Origin of the sequence: Citrobacter sp. Cf116 (assembly GCF_030336505.1) — a bacterium.
GTDB lineage: Bacteria > Pseudomonadota > Gammaproteobacteria > Enterobacterales > Enterobacteriaceae > Citrobacter > Citrobacter freundii.
The window spans coordinates 296,789-322,060 of the sequence record NZ_JAOWEQ010000024.1 but is presented as its reverse complement, the minus strand read 5'-3'; the positions used below and the strand labels follow the sequence as shown (position 1 = coordinate 322,060).

Here is a 25,272-nt window from a genome sequence, read left to right as displayed (position 1 = left end):
GCTCGAAGTGTATAAGTGTGAGCTACTTCAAACTTGTTGGCTTAAATAGATCCGCCCGGTGACAAGGTGAAACCTAAATCTAACATTTTAGGTGTGACTGCTTCACCACGGATGCGCGCCAGCAGGCGTTCAGCGCCAATGCTGCCCATGCGTTCACGCGGCGTGAGCACGCTCGCCAGACGCGGCTCCATCACCTGTCCGATGTCGTGACCGTGGAATCCGGCAATCGCCATGTCATCCGGGATTTTTAGCCCTAAACGCTGGCATTCGAAGGCCGCCCCTACCGCCAGGTCATCGTTGGTACAGAAAATGCCGTCGAGCTGCGGGTATTCGCGTCGCGCCTGACGGATGAGTTCAATACCGGAGGAGTAGGAAGAAGACTGTTCCACCATCACGCTGTACGGCACCAGGTTGGCATCGCGCATTGCCTGCTCGTAGCCCCTCTGTTTGATGATAGTACGTTCATCAAGACGTGCGCCAAGATAGGCAACATGACGGTGCCCGCGGGCGATGATAGCGGCAGTCATCTGGCGCGCGGCTTCAAAGTTGTCGAAACCGACGGCGATATCCAGACACGGGGACTGGCTGTCCATCAGCTCAACCACCGGGATACCGGCGACCTCAATCATTTTCAGCGTACGAGGCGTATGGCTACGTTCGGTGAGGATCAGGCCGTCGATATTCCACGACAGCATCGATTCCAGACGCTCTTGTTCCATTTCGGGCTTATAGCCGTAGTGCGCGAGCATAGTTTGATAACCATGGGCGTCGGTGACGGCCTCAATGCCGCGTAACACTTCAGCAAAAACCTGGTTTGTGAGAGACGGTAACAACACGCCGATAGCGCGGCTGGTGGCGTTAGAAAGGATATCAGGAGCGCGATTGGGAATATAACCCAGCTCATCAAGTGCAGCGGCAATTTTGCCCCGCAGCGCCACGGAGACCTGCTCCGGGTTACGCAAAAAGCGACTGACCGTCATTTTGGTCACGCCCACGCGGTCGGCTACATCCTGAAGTACGGGTCTTTTCTTTTTCATCGTCCTGAAGCGTTAAAAAGGGATAGATTCCCCCAGTTTACCACGGACGCATGGAATTAATGACAAACGATGAAAAGCCGGATGTAGACGCTTTCGCGTCTTATCCGGCCTACATCAGGTTCCAGCACGTTATACAGGCGGCAGGTCAAACAGTAACACTTCGCTGTCGCTGTCGGCATGAATCGAAATTGCCTGTTCATCCCAGATTGCCAGACCATCGCTGGTGGTCGCTTTGGTTCCGTTAATGGTGACGTTGCCTTTTACGACCTGGATCCAGACGCGACGTTCAGCGGCAATCTGATGCACCGACTGCTCATCTTTGACCAACGCCCAACGGTACAGCTCCATATCCTGGTACACTTTCAGCGAGCCATCGCGGGCATCAGGCGACAGCACCAGTTGTTTACCCTGAGCGGCATCGAAACGGCGCTGTTCATAGCGCGGCGTAATACCGTTTTCCTGCGGCATGATCCAGATCTGATACAGATGCAGCTTCTCAGTATTGCTCGGGTTGTACTCCGAGTGACGGATCCCCGTCCCGGCGCTCATAATCTGGAACTCACCGGCAGGAACCTGCTCTTTGTTGCCCATGCTGTCCTGATGTTCTACTGCGCCTTCCAGCACGTAGGTCAGGATTTCCATGTCTTTATGGGGGTGAGTGCCAAAGCCCTGGCCTGCGTCAATCACGTCATCGTTAATCACGCGCAGTGCCGAGAACCCCATAAAGTTCGGGTCATAGTAGTTGGCAAAAGAGAAGGTATGCCAGGAATCGAGCCAGCCATGATTCGCATGACCGCGGTCGTTAGCTTTGCGTAAATAGATCATTGTGTTCACCCCCAGATGTTTTCGATGGAGTAAGTGTGGACTCAATCCGCCTGGGATCATAGAGGGTGAAAATTGACTCCTCTGTTCAAAAAATATGAACAAGCCCAGAGGAGTTGATTAACGCTATTTAGCGAGGGTTATCGTCGCCGGAGATGCCTGTTCGAAGGCGCGTTCGAGGATCTCCAGGTTGGTTAGAACTTCAGATTCCTTGACGTAATTAGGCGTACCGGCGGTCAGCGTCTGGTACAGCGCATCATAGACGCGACCGTAATCCCCCACCTCCGGCTTCACCTCTTCTTTTACTGTGATGCCGTCATCGTTGACATACTCCAGCATTCCGATGGAATCATCAGCAGCGAAACCTGGCTCACCCGGCATGATATTGGCCTTCAGACTGGTTTCCTGCTGGTCGATGCCGTACTTCACAAACGAGCCTTTGGTGCCATGGACGATAAACTTCGGATAGTCGATTTTCACCAGATGACTGGTTTTAACAATGGCTTTCAGGTCGCCGTAAAACAGCTGTGCTTCAAAGGTATCGTCCGGGTTCGCTTTATTACGCAGGCTGCGGATGTCATAGGCCACATGATCGGGGCGTCCGAACAGCGAGATAATCTGATCCATGGTGTGTACGCCCAGGCCATAAAATGCGCCATCCTGTGGCAATCCCGGCTTAGTTTCCGCCTCGGGACGGTAGTAATCGAAATGGCTTTCAACCTCAACAATTTCGCCGAGTTTGCCGCTCTCAATCGCTTTTTTAGCAGTGAGAAAGCAGGAGTCAAAACGGCGATTCTGATACGGCGTAACGGTCAGCCCTTTGCTTTGCGCCAGTTCGAACAGCACTTTTGCTTCTGCCAGCGTCGGCGTGAACGGTTTCTCAACCAGCACGTTTTTACCCGCCTCCAGCGCACGTTTGGCGTAGTCAAAATGGCTGTCAGCATGGGTACAAACGATCACTAACTTCACCTGCGGATCGTTTAAGATCTCGTCGAGGTCGCTGGTGAAGTGAATATGTGAATACTGCGGCGCCTGCTCTTCCGGCCTGGCGTTACGGCGGAAAATGTGCGCGACATGCCAGCTATTTTTGCGGTTGAGGACGTACGGCAAATGGTAGCGAGTGGTACTTTTACCAAAACCAATAAATGCGCAGTGTAAGGTCATGAGACAGTCCTTTTGAAGATGATTATCTACACCATAGCGCAAAGCGGCTGGAGACTGAATGTTGGATTCTTTGCCGGATGCGGCGTTGCCTTATCCGGCCTACAAAACCCAGGTCTCAGCCGTAGGCCGGATAAGCGCAAACGCCATCCGGCATCATCCCGGGGACAAAATGACAAGTAAGCCAGGCTGAAACAAAACCCCAAAAAAAAAGCCAGCAAAAGCTGGCTAAAGTAATACTGGAAGCAATGTGAGCAATGTCGTGCTTTCAGGTTCTCCGTAGGGGTTCCCCTGAACGCAGAGCAATAATAATCATTCTCATTCGCACTTGTCTACTTCTTTTTGCAAAAAAATGCAGTTGACGGAATTTTCTTTCTCAGCGAGGGTAAAGACTCAATTAACCCTGAAGGAGATAAGGAATGAGTGAGATAGTGATACGCCACGCTGAACCGAAAGATTACGACGCAATTCGTCAGATCCATGCCCAGCCAGAGGTGTATCACAACACGCTACAGGTTCCTCATCCTTCCATGGAGATGTGGCAAGAGCGACTAACCGAACGGGTCGGAATCAAACAACTGGTCGCGTGCATTGATGATATCGTCGTCGGACATCTCTGTATTGAGGTCGCGCAGCGCCCCCGCCGCAGCCATGTCGCCGATTTTGGTATCTGCGTTGATGCTCGCTGGCAGAATCGCGGCGTTGCCAGCGCGCTTCTCCGTACGATGATCGACATGTGCGACAACTGGCTGCGCGTCGACCGTATCGAGTTAACGGTGTTTGTTGATAACGAACCTGCTGTTGCGGTCTATAAAAAGCATGGCTTTGAGATCGAAGGGACAGGTAAGAAATACGGCCTGCGCAACGGCGAGTACGTGGATGCGTATTTTATGGCACGCGTGAAATAAATTTAAGGGCGAGTCTTATCGCCCTGTTTATTGAAAGGACGCAATAGTGAAAAAGTTTGTTCCCCTGGTTTTACTGGCCTCGCTCTCCCCAGCTTTTGCCACTACCGTACAAAATCTCGATGCCGTACCCGGCGTTATTCAACATACTGAAGGTAAACAGATTTTTGCTGAGCAAATGGCAGGGGCAACACCTGCGAAAGGATTTGGTGAACTTCCACAGGGATTATCAGAGAACCAGTGGATTGGCTGGGTTGCGCCGAACGAAAATCCTAATAATCTGATCCTCACTGGCGCCAAAGCCTGGGGAAAAGACGGGAAATACATTGGCGTCGCCTGTTTTGCTGACAATCAGGCCGATGCCGGGCAGGCAAAAAAGTACGCGGATAACACCTGTCCGGAAAACTACAACAACGGACGCGCCAATAAATTATATCTCGGCGTTTTCTCCTGGCAGAACCAACAGCTGCAGCCGATTGCCCGCTCGGAAAAACCATTAAACCAGATCTCAGCGTGGAATAAAGCTGCCGAGAAAGAGAGCGATGATGAGTCCGTCAGACCGCTGGCTTATTATACAAAATTGGATCTGGCACCGTACCGGATCGCTCCCGATACTCTGGCGTTCGGGGTGCGCGGTGGCTACTCCGATGCCTACTCCGGCGGTGGGGCATTTTATGAAGTGCTGGAACTCTACACCATCAAAGACAGCAAGATAATCAACGTGTTTTCTGACCTTGTTTATTACTATTCGGATATCGCCGGAGACTGGAATAAAGACGGCACAAGGCAGCACGACATCAGCGAGAGTAAGTACATCCTGAAATTGCGGTCGGCAAAGACGCAGGGATTTTATGATTTAGAGGTCGTGAACCTGCAGGATAAAAGCAGCCAAATATTTCACTGGTCTGAATCACTGCAACAGTATGTTCCTTAAGGAACTAATAAGACCTGCAACGTTCAGAACGATGCAGGCCATCAATATGGAATAAAAAACATCAACACATATTCAATTAATAATTCACAGCTATTAAATATACAAACACTTGCCCCACACATTATTTATATTCAGATTATCCTCAACAAAACCCACTTAAAATGAAACGTTTTGTTTCTGCTATATACGAACACCATCAAAAAGCGTAATTAAAAATGGAAGAATAAAAACCTCCGTTTTACAATAACACGTAATAAAGGATAAGGATGTCATGAGTGATATCGTCTATCTGATGGTTTCAGGGCAGCAACAAGGCGCTATTTCTGCCGGATGTGGGCCCCTTGCATCTGTGGGTAATCGCTGGCAAATCGGACACGAGGACGAAATCTTTGCCTTTTCGCTCGCTAATAGTATAACCAGTACTGGCAAAGGCTCTCAGTTGCACGGGCTACGCTTTTGTAAGCTGATCGATAAAAGCACGCCGTTGTTTATTAATGCGATTAACAACAACGAGCAATTGTATATGGAGTTTTATTTCTACCGCATCAATAGATTCGGTAGATGGGAGAAATATTATTACATTCAACTACGAGGAGCATTCTTATCCGGTATTCAGCAGCAGTTCAGTGAAAATAGTTTAGATACAGAAACAATAACCATCAGCTATGAATATATCCTCTGCAAACATCTTATTGCCAACACTGAGTTCAGTTACCTGGCGTTGCCCGCGAACTACAACCGCCTGTTTATCCCCCCTCCAAAAACTCCCGCAAACAACGGTCTCAAAACGTTAAACAGCAAAGGAGTTGGCAGACTGCTTGCCGCCGGAGAGATCTACAACGGGAATATAGAGGGGTTCAGGGAAATAGCGGAGAAGTTGGGAGGTGATGCGCCAGCGGGTTACGAGCAGGTTATGAACGATCAAACAAAAGGAACCATAATAGCCTTAGCATCAATCGCATCTGTTTTTGGAATGGGTCGGTTAGGATTAGCTTCGGAAGTGGAAAAGCTCGGACAGGTAAAAGTCAGGAAGCCACTATCAGTTCCAGATAGCATTGATGCTACTACCATTGCGACAACAAGGCAGAATTATCGCGCGATTGCCGCCGGTGTGGAGAACTTGAGTGTTACACAAACAAAAACTCTGACACAATTGCCCAAAGTGGGTTCAATAATTATTGTAACCAAAGACTTTGGGCAGAATGATTTAGCGGCACTTAGTGCTGCTACAGGCGACGAGTTTGCAATGTTTACAACAGGTGGCAGAAGATTGATTATTCGCGGAAATGCAACCGGAGTACCGATAGGTGCTGTCGAAGCTGAAGAACTTGCTGCTAAAAGCTGGCGATGGTCCAGCCATGTTCATCCAGATGGGACATTAAGATCGTCTCTTGGTGATAGAGCGATTTTAAAGATATTTAGGGATCACAATTTGAATAGTAAGAGTTCTATATCTGACCCTTATGGACGCAGATTTAACTTTTCACCTGATGGCGATTTAATTAGCCCTGAATGGAGACCATAGAATGAAAAAAATACCGTTAGACGTTTTAGAGCAAAAAGCAAAAAAAATAAGCAGAGACACATTAGGTGATTATATATTGCCAGACGATATATTTTCGCAATTGGTATTAGGAACAATTATTGATGGCGATGATAGAGTTTTTGTTTTATTCATACCTAAAGAACTTGCAAAAGATGCAATAGATATTCTCAGAATAAGAATGAATATTTACTCTGGGGAGGGTTTTGTTGAATATGTTGGGCTTGAGCGAAAAGAGTAATAGGTCAACGATAAAGCTTCGTACAGTCAGGAGGATCTCTATGATCACTTACGAAGAAGCCATAAACAAAGCCAATAAGTACCTTAGCGATGCGGATGCTCCTGTCGTCATCACACTCCACGGACGGTTTGCAGAAGGTTGGTTTTTTTGCTTCGAATCGAGGGAATACCTCGAAACCGGAGACAACGCTTCCCGCCTGGCAGGAAATGTGCCTTTCATCATCGATAAAGATAGCGGTGAAATCGTTGATTTAGGTACTGCCTGGCCGCTGGAGAAATATTTAAAAGACTACGAAACGAGCAAAACAACACGAAGCTAAGCTCACTCGGATACGATCAACTATGATAACTGAAACAGAATTTAACGTACTGAAAGTTATGGCCGAAAAAGATATTAACTGGAACTGGATAGCTCTGGATCGTGCGCTTTATACGAGAAACGTTCCTGGATTTGGTAACGTTGCGAATATCGTAACGAGCCTTGTCAATAGCGGAATGGTTGATGTTGTATATGGCGAAGATAAATCAAGACCACGCTACAAAGTAGCCCAAAATGGCTTTAACTTGATCAAAGAGCAACAGCATCTTTTTTAGTTTGAAATATTATGTTCGCTAAAAATTAAACTGTCCAAATCAGCCCTCTCCGACCGAAGAGGGCCGTTATCTTTAGTATCCCGCCGTTAAATCATCCACGGAACGCGGGTCGGATGCGCCATACAGTGCGCCATCCGGTCCTACCATAATGCTCTGCGTGCTGCCCATCGCTTCCTTCAGTGCGACTTTCTGCCCTTTCTGCTCCAGCAGCTTAATGGTGTCCGGGCTAAACCCTTTCTCAACGCGCAGTTCATCGGGCAACCACTGATGATGGAAGCGCGGCGCGTTGGTCGCTTCGGCGACGTTCATTCCAAAATCAATGCTGTTGACTACCATTTGCAGCACGGTGGTGATGATTCGGCTCCCGCCAGGGCTGCCGGTAACCAGCCAGGTTTTCCCGTCTTTTACCACGATAGTCGGCGACATTGATGACAGCGGACGCTTCTTCGGCCCAACCGCGTTAGCATCGCCACCCACCAGCCCATAAACGTTCGGCACGCCCGGCTTGGCGGAGAAATCGTCCATTTCGTTATTAAGCAGAATGCCGGTGTTACCCGCCACAATCCCGGTGCCGAAGGTGGTGTTCAGGGTATACGTCACCGCCACGGCATTACCGTCTTTATCCACCACCGAGAAATGGGTGGTCTGATTGCTTTCATACGGCGCGAGCTTGCCAGGTTTGATCTGACTGGAAGGCTTAGCCTTGTTGATATCAATTTGATCGGCAAGCGATTTGGCATAGGCTTTATTGGTCAGCGCCTGCCACGGTACTTTCACAAAATCCGGGTCGCCCAGATACTCCGAGCGGTCGGCGTAGGCATATTTCTCCGCTTCAGCCATTACCTGCATGGCATCAGCGCTGCCAAACCCATACTTCTTCATATCGAAGTTTTCGAGAATATTGAGGATCTGCACGATGTGAATACCGCCAGAGGACGGCGGTGGCATCGAGAAGACCTGATACCCGCGATAGTCGCCGCTAATCGGCGTACGCTCCACGGCTTTATAGCTGGCTAAATCCTCTTTGGTCATCAACCCGCCGTTTTTCTGCATTTCCCCAGCTATCTGTTCGGCAATTGCCCCTTTATAAAACGCATCCGGACCGTTCTCGGCAATCATCTCCAGGCTTTTCGCCAGGTTCGTTTGCACCAGCTTGTCGCCCTTTTTCAGCGGCTCGCCGTCTTTCCAGAAAATGGCTTTGCTGTTCTCGTGATTAGGGAGCACTTCGCTGCCATAGGTTTTCAGATCGTCGGCCAGCGCGTCGTTAACCACAAAGCCTTCTTCCGCCAGCTTCATCGCCGGGCGCACGACTTTGTTCAGCGGCATCGTGCCGTATTTCTCCAGCGCCAGCGAGAAACCCGCCACGGTACCCGGCGTACCGGATGCCAGATGTGAGGTTAGCGACTTTTTCGCATCGGCGTTGCCCTGTTCATCAAGGAACATATCACGGGTCGCGCCAGCGGGAGCCATTTCACGAAAATCGATCGCCGTGGTGTTACCGTCTTTGGTACGCAGCAGCATAAACCCACCGCCGCCCAGATTACCCGCCTGCGGATGCGTCACCGCCAGCGCGTAGCCCACGGCAACAGCGGCATCAACGGCATTCCCGCCCTGTTTCAGAATATCCACCCCAACCTGGGTGGCTAAAGCATCTACGGAAGCCACCATCCCCTGTTGCGCGCGAACGGGATGGAACACATCTTCCTCGACACCGTAGGATACCGGCGGTGGCGCAGCCGGCGCGGCAGCCACGCTAAAACAACTTCCTGAGAGCAGAGCAGCAATGGCTACCCGGCGTAAAAACGTCGGTTTTATCATCGTTATTCTCCAGATGTACGGGGGTCGGCCCCCACTAAGCCTGGTGCATAACTCTGAAATAATCATCGTAACGGCGAGAAAGGAGTAAACTTAAACGATCCCCGAGAGGAGAAAAGCGATGAAACGACTCTTACTTTTAGCCATGCTGTTGCCGTTTACAGGCTTTGCACAGCCCATCAACACCATGAATAACCCGAATCAACCCGGTTATCAGATCCCGAGTCAGCAGCGTATGCAAACCCAAATGCAATCACAGCAGATTCAGCAGAAAGGGATGCTCAACCAGCAGTTGCAAACGCAGACGCGCATGCAGCAACAGCATATGGAAAACCAAATCAACACCAACACCCAGCGCGTGCTGCAGTCTCAGCCGGGCGAGTTGAATCCTGGACAGCAGCAAATGCTGCCTAACAGCAACGGAGGGATGTTGAGTGGAACCCGTAATCCGGACAGCTCGCTGAATAAGCAACATATGCTGTCGGAGAAAAAGAACGGCGACATGCTGAAGCCCTCCAGCACGCCGCAACCTAACGTTCCGTTAAAAACGATTGGGCCTTAACTGGGCTGGAAATCCGGACCAATGGTATCAATGGCATCGGTACAGATGCTGTCTACGCCCCAGCGCAGCAGTTCTGCCGCGCGCTGGGGTCGGTTGACGGTATAAACCAGAATACGTAGCCCAGCATCGCGCAGCGCATCCACGCGCGCCTCATCCAGCAGCTTATGATTAAGATGAATAGAGACGCAGCCAAGCCGCGTGGTCAGCTCACGCCAGTCCTCGCGCCATTCATCCAGCAGCAAACCTCTCGGCAGTTCAGGCACCGCCTGCTGCGCAGCTTCTAGCGCATCAATTTCAAAGGATGACAACAGTGGTGACGTCATTCCCGCCCACAATTCACGCGCAGCCAGTGCCACGACCTTCCCGGTGAGCGCCCCCGTCCCGGTGGTGGGTTTGATCTCAATATTTGCCATCATGCCGTGCTGGCGACAGCGCTCAGCAACTTGCGAGAGCAGCGGCAACGGTTCGCCTTTAAACTCACCGCTAAACCAGCCGCCGGCGTCCACGCGCAATAGATCCTGCCAGTTCAATTCGCCAGCCACGCCCCAGCCGTTGCTGGTGCGTTCCAGGTTGTCGTCATGCAGTAAGAAGATCTCACCGTCTTTCGACAATTTAGCGTCAAACTCAATCATGGTATGCCCGTATCGCGCCCCCACGTCGATCGCCGCCAGGGTATTTTCCGGGGCTAACTTACCGCCGCCGCGATGGGCGACAATATGGGGGTAAGGCCAGTTATTCATACGCGTTGTCCTGTTTCGCCATCAAAAAGATGCAGATGATGTTCTGGCAGATGCAGCCACAGCGTACTGCCTGCCGTCGGGCGATGCTGATGCGCCAACCGCACCACCAGCTTTTGCTCACCCCAACGTCCATGTGCCAGATTATCCGCACCCAGCATTTCCAGCGTGTCGACGACCAGCGGCACGCCGCCTTCGGCCTGCGAGCTTAGCGCAATATGCTCCGGGCGGATACCCAGCGTCATGTTACGCCCAATACACTCCCTGGCGCTTCTGCCGATGGGCAACGTCATGCCGCCCTCCAGCTCAAAATGGGTACCCGCAGCACTGATGCGCCCATCGAGCAGATTCATCGCCGGGCTGCCGATAAAGCTCGCCACAAAGCGGCTGGCAGGTTTTTCATACACCTCAACTGGGGTGCCGATTTGCTCGGCAATACCTTTGTTCATTACCATTACCCGTTGGGCGAGGGTCATCGCTTCAACCTGATCGTGCGTCACGTACAGCGAGGTGGTTTTCAGTCGGCGATGCAGATGTTGTAACTCCAGACGCATCTGTACGCGCAGCTTGGCATCAAGGTTAGAAAGCGGCTCATCGAACAGGAATACCGCCGGGTCACGCACAATCGCTCGTCCCATCGCTACGCGCTGGCGCTGGCCGCCGGAAAGTTCGCGCGGACGACGTTTGAGCAGCTCACCCAGTTCGAGAATACGCGCCGCCTCTTTCACCCGCTCAGCAATATGCTCCTTGCCCATCCCGCGGATTTTCAGCCCCCAGGCCATGTTTTCTTCAACGCTCATATGCGGGTAGAGAGCATAGTTTTGAAAGACCATCGCAATGCCGCGATCCTTCGGCTCCATCTCGGTGACGCGTTTATTATCAATCCAGATATCGCCGCCGCTTACCCGTTCAAGCCCGGCCACCATCCGCAGCAGCGTAGACTTACCGCAACCGGATGGTCCAACCATCACAATAAATTCCCCGTCCGCGACGTCCAGCGTCAGCGGTTTAATCACCTGGGTTTTACCGTCCCAGCTTTTGGTTACTGCCTGTAGTTTTAAACCAGCCATTTTTATTTCTCACTGTCCACTAAACCACGCACAAACGCGCGCTGCATGGCTAACACGATGATTACCGGAGGGATGAGCGTCAGCAGCATGGCGGCCATTACCTGGTTCCACTGCGTGGTGCCTTCACCGGTGGCAATCATGCCTTTGATACCCGCCACCGCAGTGCCCAAATTGACGTCGGTAATAATTAACAACGGCCACAGATACTGGTTCCAGCCGTAGATAAAGGTAATAACGAACAGCGCCGCCAGATTGGTTTTTGACAGCGGTAGTACGATATCGCGGAAAAAACGCATTGGTGACGCGCCGTCAATACGCGCCGCCTCAACCAGTTCATCCGGCAGGGTCATAAAGAACTGACGGAACAGGAAAGTCGCTGTCGCAGATGCCATCAACGGCAGTGTCAGACCCGCATAGCTGTCGAGCATCTTCAGGTTGGCGATCACTTCTACCGTCGGGAAAATACGCACCTCAACCGGCAGCATCAGGGTGATAAAAATCATCCAGAAGAACAGGTTGCGCAGCGGAAAGCGAAACCAGACGATGGCAAATGCGGAAAGCATAGAGACAGTAATTTTCCCTACCGTAATGCTGAACGCCATGATGAAACTGTTGAGCATCATCAGCCAGAACGGCGCGCTGTTGACGCCCACGCCGTTGACCCAGATGTATTTCATGTTTTCCAGCAGCTGCGTGCCGGGAACCAGCGTCATCGGCGTCTCAAACACCGCTTTGTTGTCCAGCGTCGCCGCGACAAACGCGACGTACAACGGAAACAGGATCACCATGATCCCCATAATCAACATGGCATGGCTGAATATTGTCAGCCCACGACGGTTCTCAATCATTGGTAACGCACCTTACTTTCCACATAGCGGAACTGCACCACCGTCAAAATAATGACCAGGAACATCAGCACCACCGATTGTGCAGCGGAAGAAGCCAGATCCAGCCCGACAAAACCTTCGCGATAGATCTTATAAATCAGCGTCGTGGTCGCCTGTACCGGCCCGCCTGCAGTGGCAGCATCAATCACCGGGAAGGTGTCAAAGAAGGCATACACCAGATTCACCACCAGCAGGAAGAAGCTCACCGGGGCAATGAGCGGCAGCGCCAGTTTAAAGAAGCGGCGAACCGGCCCCGCACCGTCAATCGCGGCGGCTTCGATCAGCGATCGAGGAATAGACTGCAGTGCGGCAAAGAAGAACAGGAAGTTGTAACTAATCTGCTTCCAGACCGACGCAAACACCACCAGGAACATTGCCTGACCGCTGTTTTGCGCATGGTTCCAGTCATAGCCAAACTCACCGAGAAAATGGGTAATCAGCCCGCGCCCTGGGTTAAACAGGAAGATCCACAATACGGCGGCAACGGCGGGCGCAACGGCGTAAGGCAACAGCATCAGCGTTTGGTAAAAACGGCTGCCGCGCACCACGTAATTCACCATCGCCGCAAAAAATAACGACACCAGCAGACCGCTTACCGTGACTAACGTACTGAACTTAATGGTGGTCCAGAATGAGTCGAGGTAGTACGGGTCATGAAACAGCGCGACAAAGTTTTCCAGTCCGACAAACTGGCTGGAAAGACCAAACGGATCAACGGATTGTAGCGAGTACCACAGCGCTTCACCGGCAGGCCAGATAAAGAAAATAACGGTGATAACCAGCTGCGGAGCCACCAGTAAATAGGGAAGCCAGCGCGAACGGAACACCGGACGGGATGAGGACATGGAAGTTTGATTCCTGAACAGCGCCGGATGGCGCTACGCTTATCCGGCCTACGCGCATTTGTAGGCCGGGTAAGGCGCAGCCGCCACCCGGCATTTCACATTACGATTTGGTCGATTGCTCAAAGCGGCGCAGTAACTGATTGCCACGCTCAACGGCGGCATCCAGCGCCTGCTGCGGGTTTTTCTTCCCGGTCCAGACGCTTTCCAGCTCTTCATCCACAATGGTACGGATCTGCGGCATGTTGCCCAGACGCAGCCCTTTGGTGAACGGCAACGGCGGCTTGTTCAGCATCTGGCGGGTGGCGATATCAGCCCCAGGGTTCTTATCATAGAAGCCCTGCTCACGGGTCAGGTCGTAGGCAGCTGTGGTGATCGGCAGATAGCCGGTCTTCTGATGCCATTCGGCAGCAATTTCAGGCTTCGCCAGGAAGTTGAGGAACTTCGCCACGCCTTCGTAGGTGGCTTTGTCTTTGCCCTGCATCACCCAAAGACTGGCCCCACCGATAATTGCGTTCTGCGGCGCGCCCTTCACATCGGCATCGTACGGCATCATTCCGACGCCATAGTTGAATTTCGCGTAATGGCGGATATCAGCCAGCGAACCGGAAGAGGCGGTGGTAATGGCACAATCCCCGTTATAGAACTTCTCAGTGGATTCGTCCTTACGCCCGAAGTAGCTGAAATCGCCTTTTTTGTTCAGCTCTTCCAGCAGAGCGATATGTTTTACCTGCTCCGGTTTATTGAACTCCAGCACCGCGTCAGTACCGTCAAAACCGTTGTTTTTGGTAGCGACCGGCAGACCGTTCCAGGCACTGAAGTTTTCAATCTGAATCCACCCCTGCCAGCCGCTGGCGTAACCGCACTTCATGCCTGCCGCTTTCAGCTTCGCGGTGTACTCCGCCAGGTCCTGCCAGGTTTTCGGCGGCTGCTCAGGGTCTAAACCAGCTTTTTTAAAGGCATCTTTGTTGTAGTACAGCACCGGAGTGGAGCTGTTAAACGGTTGAGAAAGCAAATGTCCGCTTTTAGAGTCGGTGTAATAACCGGAAACCGTCGGTACGAACTGAGACTCATCGAAGTTGATGCCAGCCTCTTTGAATACTTCATAGACCGGTTTAATGGCTTTCGAAGCCATCATCGTTGCCGTACCCACTTCATAAACCTGTAGCAGCACAGGCGCGTTTCCGGTACGGAAAGCGGCAATTCCTGCACTCAGGCTCTGCTCGTAGTTGCCTTTGTACTGCGGAACAATTTTGTAGTCGGGATTGGCGGCATTAAAACGTTGCGCCAGAGAATCAACTTCTTTACCCAGTTCGCCTTCCATTGAGTGCCAGAATGGGATGGTGGTGACCGCCAGTGCCTGACCTGCAAACGCCAGGCTAAGTGCCAGTCCTAAAGCTGTATGTCGTAACGATATCATCGGTTATCTCTCTTGTTGTGCCGGATGCGCGATATCACGCGTTTTATGCTCGCGGGGGTAACATGACATGCTCGAATGACAGAAAAATAACTTTTTTATTACAAAAAAAAGATAGTAAGGCGACAAACAGATGGCAAGGCGGTGAAAGCGTAGTGACAGGAAAATGCGGAGTGGTGCACAACAAAGCCGGGTAGCGGTATGCCTTACCCGGCCAGGATGGCGTTATCTGTTGCTGCAGGAGAAAGATTAATCTCTGCGCCAGCGTCGTTCGTACTCATTCTGTAAACGCTGCTGCTCTCGTCGCTCACGTTCACGTTGGATATCTGATTTATCATCTTCCCAGCCCGGGCATACCGAGCTGGTAAACACTTCGCAGGGCGAGTCGGATTGCGCTAACGGGTTGTCCGATTTCTCTTCCCAGATTGCGGGATCGCGCGGGTCAAACGCTGGCGGTGTCGAGGCCAGGGTAGTTAAAGAAAGCGTCAAAAACAAACTGCCAATCATCATGCAGGTACCTGAACGAATCATCCTTTCTCCATGTTCATTTTTTATTATTGATAACTATTCTCAATAATAACATAGCGCAATAAAAAGGGGCCACAGCGGGCCCCTTGTCTATTCAGAGAATGATTAACCGCCCAGATACGCACTGCGCACCGCTTCGTTAGCCAGTAGCGCATCGCCAGTGTCTTCCAGCACCACATGACCGTTTTCCAGCACGTAGCCGCGATCGGCGAGCTTCAGCGCCTGGTTAGCGTTCTGTTCGACAAGGAAGATGGTCATCCCCTGCTCGCGCAGTTGCTCAATGGTGTTAAAGATCTGCTGGATGATAATCGGCGCCAGACCCAGCGATGGTTCATCAAGCAGTAGCAGCCTCGGCTGGCTCATCAGCGCACGGCCTATCGCCAGCATCTGTTGTTCACCGCCGGACATCGTTCCTGCACGTTGAATACGACGCTCATGCAGGCGAGGAAACAGGTCATACACCCACTTGATGCGTTCCTGAAACTGGTCTTTCTCGGCAAAGAAACCGCCCATCGCCAGGTTCTCTTCCACCGTCATACGGGAAAACACGCGACGCCCTTCCGGCACAATCGCTACCGCTTCGCGCATGATTTTCGCCGTCTGCCAGTCGGTAATGTCTTTACCATCAAAGACGATTCGCCCGCTGGTCGCTCGCGGGTCACCACACAATGTGCCGAGCAGCGTGGTTTTTCCCGCGCCGTTGGCACCAATCAGAGTAACGATTTCACCCTGGTTGATATACAAGCTGACGTCATGCAGCGCCTGTATCTTGCCGTAGTGGGCGTTGACTTTGTCGAACGATAACATCGCCTTATCCATATTAATCCTCGCCCCCATTATGCTTCACCTAAATAGGCGCGGATAACATCCGGGTTATTACGAATCTGTTCCGGCGTCCCATTCGCCAGCGGCGTGCCCTGGTTCACCACGTAAATACGATCGGAAATCCCCATCACCAGCTTCATGTCGTGCTCAATCAACAAAATGGTGGTGTTGTGATGGTTACGCAGTTCAGCAATCAGTTCGTCCAGCTCTTTGGTCTCTTTCGGGTTGAGTCCCGCAGCGGGTTCGTCGAGCATCAGGATTTCCGGCTGGGTCACCATGCAACGGGCAATCTCCAGACGACGCTGATCGCCGTAGGCCAGGTTACTCGCCTGACGGTTGGCGTGCTCCAGCAAACCAATACGCTCCAGCCAGGTGGCGGCGCGATCCAACGCTTCACTCTGCGCGCGACGGAACGACGGAGTTTTCAACAGGCCGGAGAAGACGCCGGTTTTCAGTTGCTGATGTTGCGCCACCAGCAGGTTTTCAATCACCGTCATTTCGCGAAACAGACGTACGTGCTGGAAAGTACGCACCACGCCCATACGCGCGATTTGCTGACCCGGTAGTCCTTCCAGATGCTGGTCGCGCAGCTTAATCGTCCCGCCGGTCGGCTTATAAAAACCGGTCAGACAGTTAAAGACCGTGGTTTTTCCCGCGCCGTTTGGCCCGATTAACGAAACTATTTCCTGCGGCCGCAGTTCCAGTTCAACGTTGTTTACCGCCAGCAGACCGCCGAAGCGCATCATCAGGCCGTTAACGGATAATAATGGCTGACTCATGCCTGCTCTCCTTTTGCTTCCCCGTTTTTCAGTTTCAACTGTGGACGGGTCATCGGCAACAAGCCCTGCGGACGCCAGATCATCATCAGTACCATTAAACCACCCAGCATTAACATGCTGTATTCGTTGAAATCACGCATCAGCTCGCGTGACACTACCAGCAGGATGGCCGCGAGGATCACCGCAAACTGTGAGCCCATTCCGCCCAATACTACAATTGCCAGCACAAAGGCGGACTCGGCAAAGGTGAAGGATTCCGGGCTGACAAACCCCTGGCGCGCGGCAAACAGCGTACCGGCAAAACCGGCAAACGCGGCGCTGATGGTAAAAGCTGTCAGTTTGATGCGCGTAGGGTTTAAGCCCAGCGAGCGACAGGCAATTTCATCTTCACGTAGCGCTTCCCACGCACGGCCCAACGGCATACGCAGCAGACGGTTAATCACAAACAGCGAGAAGACCACCAGCAGCAGCGCCACCAGATAGAGAAAAATGACGCGGTCAGAGGGATCGTACTTGACGTTAAAGAAGTTGCTGAAGGTATCCCAGCCGCCTTCACGGGCGGTACGGCTAAACTCCAGACCGAAAAAGGTCGGTTTCGGGATCTGGCTGATACCGTTCGGGCCACCGGTCACTTCGGTGTTGTTGAGCAGCAGGATACGGACGATTTCACCGAAGCCTAAGGTCACAATAGCCAGATAATCACCGCGCAGGCGCAGTACCGGGAAGCCGAGCAGGAAGCCAGCAGCAGCGGAAACCAGCCCCGCCAGCGGCAGACAGGTCCAGAAGCCGAGTCCGTAATAGTGGTTCAGCAGCGCGAAGGTGTAAGCGCCAATGGCATAAAAGCCGCCGTAGCCCAGCACCAGCAGGCCGGAAAGCCCCACCACCACGTTTAAGCCGAGGCCGAGGATGATATAAATCATCGTCAGCGTGGCGATATCCACCGTACCGCGCGAGACCATAAACGGCCACGCCACGGCAATCACCAGCAACGCCACCAGGAACAGCTTCTGTTTAACGGTGGAGCCGTCAATCGCCGGCAGAATAAACTTCGGTCCGGAGACGCTCTTCAGGCCCTTCTGGAAAGCTGGACGCAGCAACTGAAAGAGGAAGACCACGCCAGTACCAATAAACACCCACTGCCAGCGAATATCCGCCGCGGAATCCACCACCAGTTTGGTGCCGTCAAGCTCTAACTGAACGCCCATAAAGACGCCCGCCAGGACGAAGAACATGGCGGCAGAGAGCAGCGCCATTGCAAAATGCATCGGTTTCATACTTTCTCTACCTCCGGGCGACCCAGAATACCGGTCGGCATCACCAGCAGCACCAGAATCAGCAGCGCGAATGAAACGACGTCTTTGTATTCAGTACTCAGATAAGCAGAGGAGAGCGCTTCCGCGACGCCCAGAATCAGGCCGCCGATCATCGCCCCAGGAATGCTGCCGATGCCACCAAGCACCGCTGCGGTAAAGGCCTTCATCCCGGCCATAAAGCCGATGTACGGGTTAATTACGCCATAGAATTGACCAAGCAGCACGCCCGCGACCGCCGCCATTGCCGCGCCAATCACAAAGGTCAGCGCAATCACGCGATCGGTGTTGATGCCGAGCAGGCTGGCCATTTTCAGGTCTTCCGCGCAGGCACGGCAGGCGCGACCCATACGGGAGTAACGGATAAACAGCGTCAGCGCCAGCATCGCCAGGAAGGTTACAATCCAGATAACCAACTGCATGGTGGTGATGGAAGCAGAGAAGTTTTCGCTACTGCCAACGGTCCACTGGCCATTAAACAGGCTGGGCAGTGCCACATCGCGCGAACCTTCCGTCAGGCTGACGTAGTTTTGCAGGAAGATGGACATCCCGATAGCGGAAATCAGCGCGATCAGGCGCTTAGAGCTGCGCACGGGTCGATACGCCACGCGTTCAATGCTCCAGCCGTAGGCGCTGGCAATCACAATCGCGCCAACGAAGCCCGCCGCGACCAGTAGCCAACTGGAATCAATGCCCATCATCATTAGCGCAGCGATGATCATAAAGGAGACATAGCTGCCGATCATATACACCTCGCCATGGGCGAAGTTGATCATGCCGATAATGCCGTACACCATCGTGTAACCGATGGCGATCAGCGCGTAGGTGCTTCCCAGCGTGACGCCGTTAAACATCTGCTGCAAGAAATAGAGGAACTGCTCGGACATAAGGTAACCTTTTTATACCCGCCCATTTTACACGGGCGGTGGGATAACTCGTCTTCAGGTATTACTTCGCGACGGTCGATGAACCGTCCGCATGCCACTGGAAGACACCAAACTCAAATCCCTTCAAATCGCCTTTTTCGTCCCATTTCAGCGGCCCAATCACGGTATCAGCCCCGTGTGCTTTCAGATCTTTCACCAGGTCCAGCGGCTCTTTGCTACCGCTGCGATCCATTGCTGTCGCCAATGACTGGACGGCTGCATAAGTGATCCACACGTACGGTCCAGTTGGATCTTTCTTGTCAGCTTTGAGCGCATCGACGATAGCTTTATTCGCCGGATCCTGGTCATAGCGTTTTGGCATGGTCACCAGCATGCCCTCAGCGGCATCACCAGCAATGTTAGACAGCGACGCATTGCCGACGCCCTCTGGTCCCATAAACTGGGTTTTCAGCCCGACGGAACGTGCCTGGCGCAGCATTTGCCCCATTTCCGGGTAGTAGCCGCCGTAATAAACAAAGTCGATATTTTCTTTTTTCAGGCGAGCGATCAGCGCAGAAAAATCTTTTTCCCCGGCGGTGATACCGTCAAAGAAAACGATGTTGGCTTTGCCCGCTTTCAGGCTGTCCTGCACTGAACGCGCCAGGCCTTCACCGTATTGCTGTTTATCGTGAATGATGGCAATGCGCTGCGGCTTCACCTTCTCCAGAATGTATTTCGCGGCGGTCGGCCCTTGAGAGGAGTCCAGGCCCGCTGTACGCATAATGTGAGCGTAACCGCGCTGGGTCAGTTCTGGGTTTGTGGCGCCCGGAGAAATCATCAGAATGCCTTCATCTTCATAGATATCTGATGCGGGCTGCGTGGAAGATGAGCACAGATGTCCAATAACATACTGAATGCCGTCATTGACGATTTTGTTCGCTACCGCAACGGCCTGTTTCGGATCGCAGGCGTCGTCATATTCCACAGCGACCAGTTTGTCGCCTTTGACCCCGCCTTTGGCATTGATATCTTTAATGGCCTGACGTGCGCCATTAAATTCCATATCACCCCACTGCGCGACCGGACCTGACATCGCGCCGACAACAGCGACCTTGATATCTTCCGCCATGACCGCGTGTGACATTGCCAGTGCTATCACCCCTGCGATGATTGTTTTCGCATTCCGTTTCATTACCTGAATCCCCATTCGTGACGTAATTAATATTTTGTATTTATGTGGTTAAAAAGCAGTCTGTGCTTTTTTTGAACTGCACTATTTTTACCAGTCTCATTAATGGTTTAGCGCAGTCATTTAAGCAAAATCAGGCTAAAATCTCTATTTTTCAGTCGATTAAGAAAAGATAATATTCTGCTTTTCACTATAGATAAACAAAAAAAAGCACGTTTGTCAGCATAAAATAACGGTACAAAGAGCCGAATAAAATGCTGCATTCCAGGGTATTATTCTGCCTGTTTTTCAATCTCTACGGTTTCAAACTGTCATTACTGTTGTTACAAAATTATTAATCTGGTTATTCACATAAAAAAGAGAAAGCATCCGGGCGAATTATTTCGGTACACTCATTCCATCTTTTGTGATTTGGACATGCTGTTAATGAAGCTGACCATCGTTCGTTTAGATAACTTTAGCGACCAGGACCAGATTGATCTGGGCAAAATCTGGCCGGAATATTCCGCCTCATCATTAAGCGTAGATGAAACGCACCGGATCTACGCCGCGCGCTTTAACGAGCGTCTGTTAGGCGCAGTTCGCGTAACCCTGAGCGGCACACAAGGCGCATTGGATTCATTGCGCGTACGCGATATCACCCGCCGCCGCGGCGTCGGGCAGTATTTGATCGAAGAAGTGATCCGGGAAAACTCTGACGTGAGTTCATGGTGGATGGCCGACGTCGGCGTTGAAGACCGCAGCGTGATGGCCGCGTTTATGCAGGCGTTAGGGTTTACGGCCCAGGAAAATGGCTGGGAAAAAAGATAAAAAAGCCGGATGGCGCTGACGCTTATCCGGCCTACATGCTGGGAGAAAAAATAAAAAACCACCTCGCAATTTTCCAAGAATTTCGCGCTGCAGGAAGGCGGCAAGTTATGAAGTCCCCGGGAGCTTACAGAAGTAAGTGACCGGGGTTGAATAACGTAGCCAACGCACCTGCAGCGCGAAAGGCGCCAGGAAAATTACTTGGCGTCTGTCGCCGTACCATTAGCATGCCAGTCAAACACGCCGAATTCGAAGCCCTTCAGATCGCCCTTCGCATCCCATGACAGCGGCCCCATTACGGTTTCCACTGAGTTTGCTTTCAGGTATTTGGCAATTTCAGCCGGGTCGTCAGACTGGTTCAGACCGGCCTGCAAGGATTGCAGCGCGGCGTAGGTGGTCCATACGAATGCACCACTCGGATCCTGTTTCTTGGCTTTGATCGCGTCCACAATCGGTTTGTTCGCCGGAACCTGATCGTAGTTCTTCGGTTTCGTTACCAGTAAGCCTTCCGCAGACTCACCCGCGATGTTAGACAACGACACGTTCGCTACCCCTTCTGGTCCCATAAACTGGGTTTTCAGACCCGCAGCGCGTGCCTGGCGCAGAATCTGCCCCATTTCCGGGTGGTAACCACCGTAGTAAACGAAATCGATATTCTCTTTCTTCAGACGCGCCACCAGAGTAGAGAAATCTTTCTCGCCAGCGGTGATCCCATCGAAGAACACCACGTCAGCGTTGGCTTTCTTGAGGTTGTCCTGCACGGAACGCGCCAGGCCTTCACCATACTGTTGTTTGTCGTGAACGATCGCAATGCGCTTCGGCTTCACTTTTTCAACGATATATTTGGCAGCAGTCGGGCCCTGATCGGAATCCAGACCGGTGGTACGTAACACCAGGTTATAGCCGCGTGCGGTCAGCTCTGGCGCCGTTGCCGCTGGGGTAATCATCAGAATGCCTTCGTCTTCATAGATATCTGACGCAGGCTGAGTGGAAGATGAGCACAGGTGGCCGATAACATATTTAATCCCGTCGTTGACCACTTTGTTAGCTACCGCTACCGCTTGTTTCGGGTCACAGGCATCGTCATATTTCACCATGACCAGTTTGTCGCCTTTCACGCCGCCTTTGGCATTGATATCTGCAATCGCCTGCTCTGCGCCAGTAAATTCCTGATCGCCATACTGCGCTACCGGACCGGACATCGCGCCGACGACAGCAACTTTAATATCCTTAGCAAACGCCATATTGCTCAAAGACAGGGCGATACATCCTGCCAATAACGCTTTACCCTTCATATTCATCCTGACAATCCCCATTATTGTGGTTATTACGTGTGTTGTGATGTTGTTGTTCAGCACTTTATTTCGATTATTGGATAGCCACCCGTGCTTTAGCAGCATACTCTGCTAAAACATACCCGATTTTTATTATTTTGGAATAGCTAAATTTGACATGCAGATAACAACTTGATGACAAAAAGCATAAACGTCAGGAGAGAGGGGGAGAGATAAAAACAAAAAACCCCGGATTTTCATCCAGGGTTTATCAGCATTTCCAGATCGGCTGGAAGATTATGCTTCGATCGCCGCGCGCAATTTTTTCATGGCGTTCTTTTCAAGCTGACGAACACGTTCAGCGGAAACGCCGTAGCGATCGGCCAGTTCCTGCAACGTCGACTTGTTGTCTTCGTCCAGCCAACGAGCACGAATGATGTCCTGGCTACGCTCGTCCAGACCTTCCATTGCGTGGGTCAGTTTGTTCGCGGCCTGATCTTCCCAGTTATCTTCTTCAATGCCGTCGGCAAAGTTAGAAGATTTATCCTGCAGATACAGCACCGGGGCCATCGGCTGGCTGTCAGACTCATCGTCTGAAGACATGTCAAACGTCATGTCCTGCGCCGCCATACGGGATTCCATTTCGCGCACGTCTTTGCTGGAAACACCCAGCTCGCGAGCAACCATTTCAACTTCGTCCTGGTTAAACCAGCCCAGACGCTGCTTGGTTTTACGCAGGTTAAAGAACAGCTTACGCTGCGCTTTAGTGGTCGCGACTTTAACGATACGCCAGTTACGCAGAACGTATTCGTGGATCTCAGCTTTGATCCAATGCACGGCGAAGGAAACCAGGCGCACACCCACTTCCGGGTTGAAACGGCGCACGGCTTTCATCAGGCCGATATTACCTTCCTGAATCAAATCCGCCTGCGGCAGGCCATAGCCCGCATAATTACGAGCAACATGAACAACAAAGCGCAGGTGAGACAGGATCAGCGTTTTAGCTGCTTCCAGATCGCCCTGGTAATGCAGCTTTTCAGCCAGTGCCCGCTCCTCGTCAGCCGACAACATCGGCCACGCGTTCGCAGCCCGGATGTAAGATTCCAGGTTACCAACAGGGGCTAAAGCTAAATTTTGCATTTCTTTGGTCATTCAAATCCTCTCAATCTTTTCATCTGGCGCATTGGCTAAAACCAATAGCAACAACCATGCCAGAGCTTATGAGCAACGAGAATATCATTCAATCTTTTATCAGACAGTGATTTTATCCACAAGTTCCATGTCGTAATGTGTATAGATTACGCACAAAATGTGACATCACAATGAATACGCCGGGAAGAGATCACAGGGACTCTTTCCCTGCAGAGCGAACTACTCAGTGCAGGGAAAGATTATACCAGAGATTTTTTAATCGGGGGTAAAGTGGCGTAAATGTTGAACCGTGGCAAGCCAGGCTGCCACCCAGCCAATCATCGAGCACACCAGCAGCAATAACAGGCATTCATCGAATGATAAACCATTGATATCAAACTTGGTTCCAAATACCTGTGCCACTTCAGTTACCGCTGACGACAGACGCATCACCAAAATTTCTGACAAAATCAGTGAAAGAAATGCACCGGAAAAACCGAGCAGTGCCCCGCCGTAGAGGAACGGACGCAGGATAAATCCATCCGTCGCGCCAATCAGTTTTTGCACGTTAATGGTATCGCGACGCGCAAAAATACTCAGACGCACGCTGTTACCGATGACGAGGAAGACCGCCGCTACCATCAGCACGCCAATCATCGCGGAAACGCGTCCGACAAGGCCCGTCAGCGCCGCCAGGCGAGCGAACCAGCTGTCATCCATCCGCACTTCATCAATACCGTTGATTTGTGCGATGCGGTCACGCAGCGTGTTTAGCGACTCCGTACCCTGGAAGTCCAGTTTCGGGATTACCACCGCCACGGCCGGCAGCGGGTTCTCTTCCAGCATATCCAGCGCACCGCCAAATCCAGACCAGTTACGGAATTCGCCCAGCGCGTCGTCACGGGAAAGATAATTCACTTTCTCCACGCCCTGCTCGGCCTGCAACTGACCAACCACCCGCGCCGCCGCATCATCATCCAGCGTTTTTTGCAGGTAAACGGTGATCTGCGGGGACGGATAATACTGACTTGCTGCATGGTTTACGTTCTTATAAACCATGTAGCACACGCTTGGCAGCGTCAGGGAGATGGCAATAACCATCACCGTCAGGAACGTCGCCAGCGGCTTGCTTTTCAGGTCCTGTAACGCGCCCTGGAACGCATAACGTACCTGCTCATTAAAGACATTGGTTTTACGCGAGTTCGGCTTTGGCGTGGCCTTCGCACGCTTAGGCGCGTTGCGACCGCCATCACCCGGCGCACCGCCCGATTTACGAAAGCGATCCAGTCGGCCACCGAACTGTTTGATTTGGTTAATAGCGTCACGTCTATTCATGCGCCAGGCCTCCATGCAGATGTCCATCGCTCAGAACCATTTGGCGATAGGAGCGACGGGAGATCAGGCCAATATCGTGCGTGGCCATTAATACCGTGACCCCGACGCGGTTAAACTCTTCGAACAGGCGCAGGATCCCTTCCGACAGCGCGTCATCCAGGTTCCCCGTTGGTTCATCCGCCAGCAGCACCGCTGGTTTATTCACCACCGCACGGGCAATGCCGACGCGCTGTTGTTCACCGCCAGAGAGCTGAATCGGGAAGTTTTTCGCTTTGTCCAACAGCCCGACCTTATCCAGCGCCGCTGACACGCGACGACGAATATCGTCCCCGCTGGCGCCCGCGATGATCAGTGGGATTGCCACGTTGTCAAACACGGTTCTGTCCATCAACAGGTGGTGATCCTGAAAAATCATGCCAATCTGACGACGCAGAAACGGCACTTCGCGGTTTTTCAAACGGCTGATGTCATGCCCGCTAAAGTAGATTTTCCCGGCGCTGGGCCGTTCAATTCCACAAATCAGCTTCAGCAGGGTACTTTTCCCCGCGCCGGAGTGGCCGGTCAGAAACGCCATCTCGCCAGGCTGCATATGGAAGGTCACTCCCTGCAGCGCTTGTCTCCCACCGAGATAGGCCTTGCTGACATGTTCAAAGCGAATCATT

The 25,272-nt window shown here is 52.1% G+C and carries 27 protein-coding genes and 1 pseudogene; 9 read left to right on the top strand and 19 right to left on the bottom strand.

Features of this window, described 5'->3' with window-relative positions; genetic code table 11:
• Positions 1-41: 41 nt before the first annotated feature.
• The 3 genes from gntR to OGV74_RS02740 form a co-directional block, all read right to left on the bottom strand.
• On the bottom strand, positions 42-1,037 hold the full coding sequence (gntR, locus tag OGV74_RS02750) for a gluconate operon transcriptional repressor GntR (protein ID WP_003023473.1): 996 nt from the start codon (positions 1,035-1,037) through the stop codon (positions 42-44).
• A 129-nt stretch (positions 1,038-1,166) separates the two neighbouring features.
• The gene (gene yhhW / locus OGV74_RS02745; protein WP_003023472.1) at positions 1,167-1,862 is read right to left on the bottom strand and encodes a quercetin 2,3-dioxygenase; all 696 of its coding nucleotides are present in this window, start codon (positions 1,860-1,862) and stop codon (positions 1,167-1,169) included.
• A 123-nt stretch (positions 1,863-1,985) separates the two neighbouring features.
• Positions 1,986-3,023, bottom strand: coding sequence for an oxidoreductase (locus OGV74_RS02740; RefSeq protein WP_003837856.1), 1,038 nt, complete (start codon positions 3,021-3,023; stop codon positions 1,986-1,988).
• Positions 3,024-3,439: 416 nt separating this feature from the next.
• On the opposite strand from OGV74_RS02740, the gene yhhY reads away from it, so the two are divergent.
• The 6 genes from yhhY (at position 3,440) to OGV74_RS02710 (ending at position 7,236) form a co-directional block, all read left to right on the top strand.
• A complete protein-coding gene (gene yhhY / locus OGV74_RS02735) occupies positions 3,440-3,928 on the top strand; it encodes an N-acetyltransferase (RefSeq protein ID WP_003023469.1) in 489 nt (162 codons plus the stop codon).
• Between the two features lie 46 nt (positions 3,929-3,974).
• Positions 3,975-4,859, top strand: coding sequence for a hypothetical protein (locus OGV74_RS02730; protein WP_003846191.1), 885 nt, complete (start codon positions 3,975-3,977; stop codon positions 4,857-4,859).
• A gap of 271 nt (positions 4,860-5,130) precedes the next feature.
• Positions 5,131-6,384, top strand: coding sequence for a type VI secretion system tube protein TssD (tssD, locus tag OGV74_RS02725; protein ID WP_086504643.1), 1,254 nt, complete (start codon positions 5,131-5,133; stop codon positions 6,382-6,384).
• A gap of 1 nt (position 6,385) precedes the next feature.
• The gene (locus OGV74_RS02720) at positions 6,386-6,643 is read left to right on the top strand and encodes a hypothetical protein (RefSeq protein WP_086504644.1); all 258 of its coding nucleotides are present in this window, start codon (positions 6,386-6,388) and stop codon (positions 6,641-6,643) included.
• 40 nt (positions 6,644-6,683) lie between these two features.
• Complete coding sequence (locus tag OGV74_RS02715; RefSeq protein WP_049014308.1) at positions 6,684-6,962, top strand: YrhB domain-containing protein; 279 nt, start codon at positions 6,684-6,686, stop codon at positions 6,960-6,962.
• A 22-nt stretch (positions 6,963-6,984) separates the two neighbouring features.
• Positions 6,985-7,236, top strand: coding sequence for a MarR family transcriptional regulator (locus OGV74_RS02710; protein WP_086504645.1), 252 nt, complete (start codon positions 6,985-6,987; stop codon positions 7,234-7,236).
• Between the two features lie 72 nt (positions 7,237-7,308).
• Here OGV74_RS02710 and ggt read toward each other — a convergent pair whose 3' ends face one another.
• Positions 7,309-9,054, bottom strand: coding sequence for a gamma-glutamyltransferase (gene ggt, locus OGV74_RS02705; protein WP_003023458.1), 1,746 nt, complete (start codon positions 9,052-9,054; stop codon positions 7,309-7,311).
• 118 nt (positions 9,055-9,172) lie between these two features.
• Between ggt and OGV74_RS02700 the strand changes: the two genes are divergently transcribed.
• On the top strand, positions 9,173-9,613 hold the full coding sequence (locus OGV74_RS02700; RefSeq protein WP_071687975.1) for a DUF2756 family protein: 441 nt from the start codon (positions 9,173-9,175) through the stop codon (positions 9,611-9,613).
• On the opposite strand, the gene ugpQ is transcribed toward OGV74_RS02700, so the two are convergent.
• From ugpQ to livK, 11 genes are all read right to left on the bottom strand, one after another.
• Positions 9,610-10,353, bottom strand: coding sequence for a glycerophosphodiester phosphodiesterase (gene ugpQ / locus OGV74_RS02695; protein ID WP_086504647.1), 744 nt, complete (start codon positions 10,351-10,353; stop codon positions 9,610-9,612). The genes OGV74_RS02700 and ugpQ overlap by 4 nt on opposite strands.
• On the bottom strand, positions 10,350-11,420 hold the full coding sequence (locus OGV74_RS02690) for a sn-glycerol-3-phosphate import ATP-binding protein UgpC (RefSeq protein ID WP_032950429.1): 1,071 nt from the start codon (positions 11,418-11,420) through the stop codon (positions 10,350-10,352). Before OGV74_RS02690 ends, ugpQ begins: the two co-directional genes overlap by 4 nt.
• 2 nt (positions 11,421-11,422) lie before the next feature.
• Positions 11,423-12,268 carry a sn-glycerol-3-phosphate ABC transporter permease UgpE gene (gene ugpE / locus OGV74_RS02685; RefSeq protein ID WP_003023450.1) on the bottom strand — a complete coding sequence of 282 codons (846 nt, stop codon included), beginning with the start codon at positions 12,266-12,268 and terminating at the stop codon, positions 11,423-11,425.
• On the bottom strand, positions 12,265-13,152 hold the full coding sequence (ugpA, locus tag OGV74_RS02680; RefSeq protein ID WP_086504648.1) for a sn-glycerol-3-phosphate ABC transporter permease UgpA: 888 nt from the start codon (positions 13,150-13,152) through the stop codon (positions 12,265-12,267). Before ugpA ends, ugpE begins: the two co-directional genes overlap by 4 nt.
• Positions 13,153-13,252: 100 nt before the next feature.
• The gene (gene ugpB, locus OGV74_RS02675) at positions 13,253-14,569 is read right to left on the bottom strand and encodes a sn-glycerol-3-phosphate ABC transporter substrate-binding protein UgpB (protein ID WP_086504649.1); all 1,317 of its coding nucleotides are present in this window, start codon (positions 14,567-14,569) and stop codon (positions 13,253-13,255) included.
• Positions 14,570-14,815: 246 nt separating this feature from the next.
• On the bottom strand, positions 14,816-15,097 hold the full coding sequence (locus OGV74_RS02670; RefSeq protein WP_003023442.1) for a hypothetical protein: 282 nt from the start codon (positions 15,095-15,097) through the stop codon (positions 14,816-14,818).
• Positions 15,098-15,199: 102 nt separating this feature from the next.
• A complete protein-coding gene (livF, locus tag OGV74_RS02665) occupies positions 15,200-15,913 on the bottom strand; it encodes a high-affinity branched-chain amino acid ABC transporter ATP-binding protein LivF (protein WP_003827581.1) in 714 nt (237 codons plus the stop codon).
• A gap of 17 nt (positions 15,914-15,930) precedes the next feature.
• Entirely contained in the window at positions 15,931-16,698 is a 768-nt protein-coding gene (gene livG, locus OGV74_RS02660) for a high-affinity branched-chain amino acid ABC transporter ATP-binding protein LivG (RefSeq protein WP_003023438.1), read from the bottom strand.
• On the bottom strand, positions 16,695-17,972 hold the full coding sequence (gene livM, locus OGV74_RS02655) for a branched chain amino acid ABC transporter permease LivM (protein ID WP_003023436.1): 1,278 nt from the start codon (positions 17,970-17,972) through the stop codon (positions 16,695-16,697). The genes livG and livM overlap by 4 nt, the downstream gene beginning before the upstream one ends.
• Positions 17,969-18,895, bottom strand: a complete 927-nt coding sequence (gene livH, locus OGV74_RS02650) for a high-affinity branched-chain amino acid ABC transporter permease LivH (RefSeq protein ID WP_003023435.1) — start codon at positions 18,893-18,895, stop codon at positions 17,969-17,971. The genes livM and livH overlap by 4 nt, the downstream gene beginning before the upstream one ends.
• A 61-nt stretch (positions 18,896-18,956) precedes the next feature.
• Positions 18,957-20,066 carry a high-affinity branched-chain amino acid ABC transporter substrate-binding protein LivK gene (livK, locus tag OGV74_RS02645; RefSeq protein WP_003023433.1) on the bottom strand — a complete coding sequence of 370 codons (1,110 nt, stop codon included), beginning with the start codon at positions 20,064-20,066 and terminating at the stop codon, positions 18,957-18,959.
• A 423-nt stretch (positions 20,067-20,489) separates the two neighbouring features.
• On the opposite strand from livK, the gene panM reads away from it, so the two are divergent.
• The gene (gene panM / locus OGV74_RS02640) at positions 20,490-20,873 is read left to right on the top strand and encodes an aspartate 1-decarboxylase autocleavage activator PanM (protein ID WP_003023430.1); all 384 of its coding nucleotides are present in this window, start codon (positions 20,490-20,492) and stop codon (positions 20,871-20,873) included.
• Positions 20,858-20,984 (top strand): annotated as a pseudogene (locus OGV74_RS02635) (hypothetical protein). Before panM ends, OGV74_RS02635 begins: the two are co-directional and overlap by 16 nt.
• Positions 20,985-21,067: 83 nt before the next feature.
• Here the strand turns inward: OGV74_RS02635 and livJ are convergent.
• The 4 genes from livJ to ftsE all read right to left on the bottom strand — a co-directional run bounded on the left by livJ (position 21,068) and on the right by ftsE (position 25,271).
• Positions 21,068-22,171, bottom strand: a complete 1,104-nt coding sequence (gene livJ / locus OGV74_RS02630) for a branched chain amino acid ABC transporter substrate-binding protein LivJ (protein WP_003023428.1) — start codon at positions 22,169-22,171, stop codon at positions 21,068-21,070.
• A 270-nt stretch (positions 22,172-22,441) separates the two neighbouring features.
• Positions 22,442-23,296 carry an RNA polymerase sigma factor RpoH gene (rpoH, locus tag OGV74_RS02625; protein ID WP_003023425.1) on the bottom strand — a complete coding sequence of 285 codons (855 nt, stop codon included), beginning with the start codon at positions 23,294-23,296 and terminating at the stop codon, positions 22,442-22,444.
• A gap of 255 nt (positions 23,297-23,551) precedes the next feature.
• Positions 23,552-24,610: a permease-like cell division protein FtsX gene (ftsX, locus tag OGV74_RS02620; RefSeq protein ID WP_003023423.1), complete on the bottom strand. Its 1,059-nt coding sequence runs from the start codon at positions 24,608-24,610 to the stop codon at positions 23,552-23,554.
• A complete protein-coding gene (gene ftsE, locus OGV74_RS02615; RefSeq protein ID WP_003023420.1) occupies positions 24,603-25,271 on the bottom strand; it encodes a cell division ATP-binding protein FtsE in 669 nt (222 codons plus the stop codon). Before ftsE ends, ftsX begins: the two co-directional genes overlap by 8 nt.
• Position 25,272 lies beyond the last annotated feature (1 nt).

Coding starts and splice junctions, on each gene's coding strand:
- gntR (WP_003023473.1), bottom strand. CDS start 1,037: ATGAAAAAGAAAAGACCCGTACTTCAGGATGTAGCCGACCGCGTGGGC.
- yhhW (WP_003023472.1), bottom strand. CDS start 1,862: ATGATCTATTTACGCAAAGCTAACGACCGCGGTCATGCGAATCATGGC.
- OGV74_RS02740 (WP_003837856.1), bottom strand. CDS start 3,023: ATGACCTTACACTGCGCATTTATTGGTTTTGGTAAAAGTACCACTCGC.
- yhhY (WP_003023469.1), top strand. CDS start 3,440: ATGAGTGAGATAGTGATACGCCACGCTGAACCGAAAGATTACGACGCA.
- tssD (WP_086504643.1), top strand. CDS start 5,131: ATGAGTGATATCGTCTATCTGATGGTTTCAGGGCAGCAACAAGGCGCT.
- OGV74_RS02720 (WP_086504644.1), top strand. CDS start 6,386: ATGAAAAAAATACCGTTAGACGTTTTAGAGCAAAAAGCAAAAAAAATA.
- OGV74_RS02715 (WP_049014308.1), top strand. CDS start 6,684: ATGATCACTTACGAAGAAGCCATAAACAAAGCCAATAAGTACCTTAGC.
- OGV74_RS02710 (WP_086504645.1), top strand. CDS start 6,985: ATGATAACTGAAACAGAATTTAACGTACTGAAAGTTATGGCCGAAAAA.
- ggt (WP_003023458.1), bottom strand. CDS start 9,054: ATGATAAAACCGACGTTTTTACGCCGGGTAGCCATTGCTGCTCTGCTC.
- OGV74_RS02700 (WP_071687975.1), top strand. CDS start 9,173: ATGAAACGACTCTTACTTTTAGCCATGCTGTTGCCGTTTACAGGCTTT.
- ugpQ (WP_086504647.1), bottom strand. CDS start 10,353: ATGAATAACTGGCCTTACCCCCATATTGTCGCCCATCGCGGCGGCGGT.
- OGV74_RS02690 (WP_032950429.1), bottom strand. CDS start 11,420: ATGGCTGGTTTAAAACTACAGGCAGTAACCAAAAGCTGGGACGGTAAA.
- ugpE (WP_003023450.1), bottom strand. CDS start 12,268: ATGATTGAGAACCGTCGTGGGCTGACAATATTCAGCCATGCCATGTTG.
- ugpA (WP_086504648.1), bottom strand. CDS start 13,152: ATGTCCTCATCCCGTCCGGTGTTCCGTTCGCGCTGGCTTCCCTATTTA.
- ugpB (WP_086504649.1), bottom strand. CDS start 14,569: ATGATATCGTTACGACATACAGCTTTAGGACTGGCACTTAGCCTGGCG.
- OGV74_RS02670 (WP_003023442.1), bottom strand. CDS start 15,097: ATGATTCGTTCAGGTACCTGCATGATGATTGGCAGTTTGTTTTTGACG.
- livF (WP_003827581.1), bottom strand. CDS start 15,913: ATGGATAAGGCGATGTTATCGTTCGACAAAGTCAACGCCCACTACGGC.
- livG (WP_003023438.1), bottom strand. CDS start 16,698: ATGAGTCAGCCATTATTATCCGTTAACGGCCTGATGATGCGCTTCGGC.
- livM (WP_003023436.1), bottom strand. CDS start 17,972: ATGAAACCGATGCATTTTGCAATGGCGCTGCTCTCTGCCGCCATGTTC.
- livH (WP_003023435.1), bottom strand. CDS start 18,895: ATGTCCGAGCAGTTCCTCTATTTCTTGCAGCAGATGTTTAACGGCGTC.
- livK (WP_003023433.1), bottom strand. CDS start 20,066: ATGAAACGGAATGCGAAAACAATCATCGCAGGGGTGATAGCACTGGCA.
- panM (WP_003023430.1), top strand. CDS start 20,490: ATGAAGCTGACCATCGTTCGTTTAGATAACTTTAGCGACCAGGACCAG.
- livJ (WP_003023428.1), bottom strand. CDS start 22,171: ATGAATATGAAGGGTAAAGCGTTATTGGCAGGATGTATCGCCCTGTCT.
- rpoH (WP_003023425.1), bottom strand. CDS start 23,296: ATGACCAAAGAAATGCAAAATTTAGCTTTAGCCCCTGTTGGTAACCTG.
- ftsX (WP_003023423.1), bottom strand. CDS start 24,610: ATGAATAGACGTGACGCTATTAACCAAATCAAACAGTTCGGTGGCCGA.
- ftsE (WP_003023420.1), bottom strand. CDS start 25,271: ATGATTCGCTTTGAACATGTCAGCAAGGCCTATCTCGGTGGGAGACAA.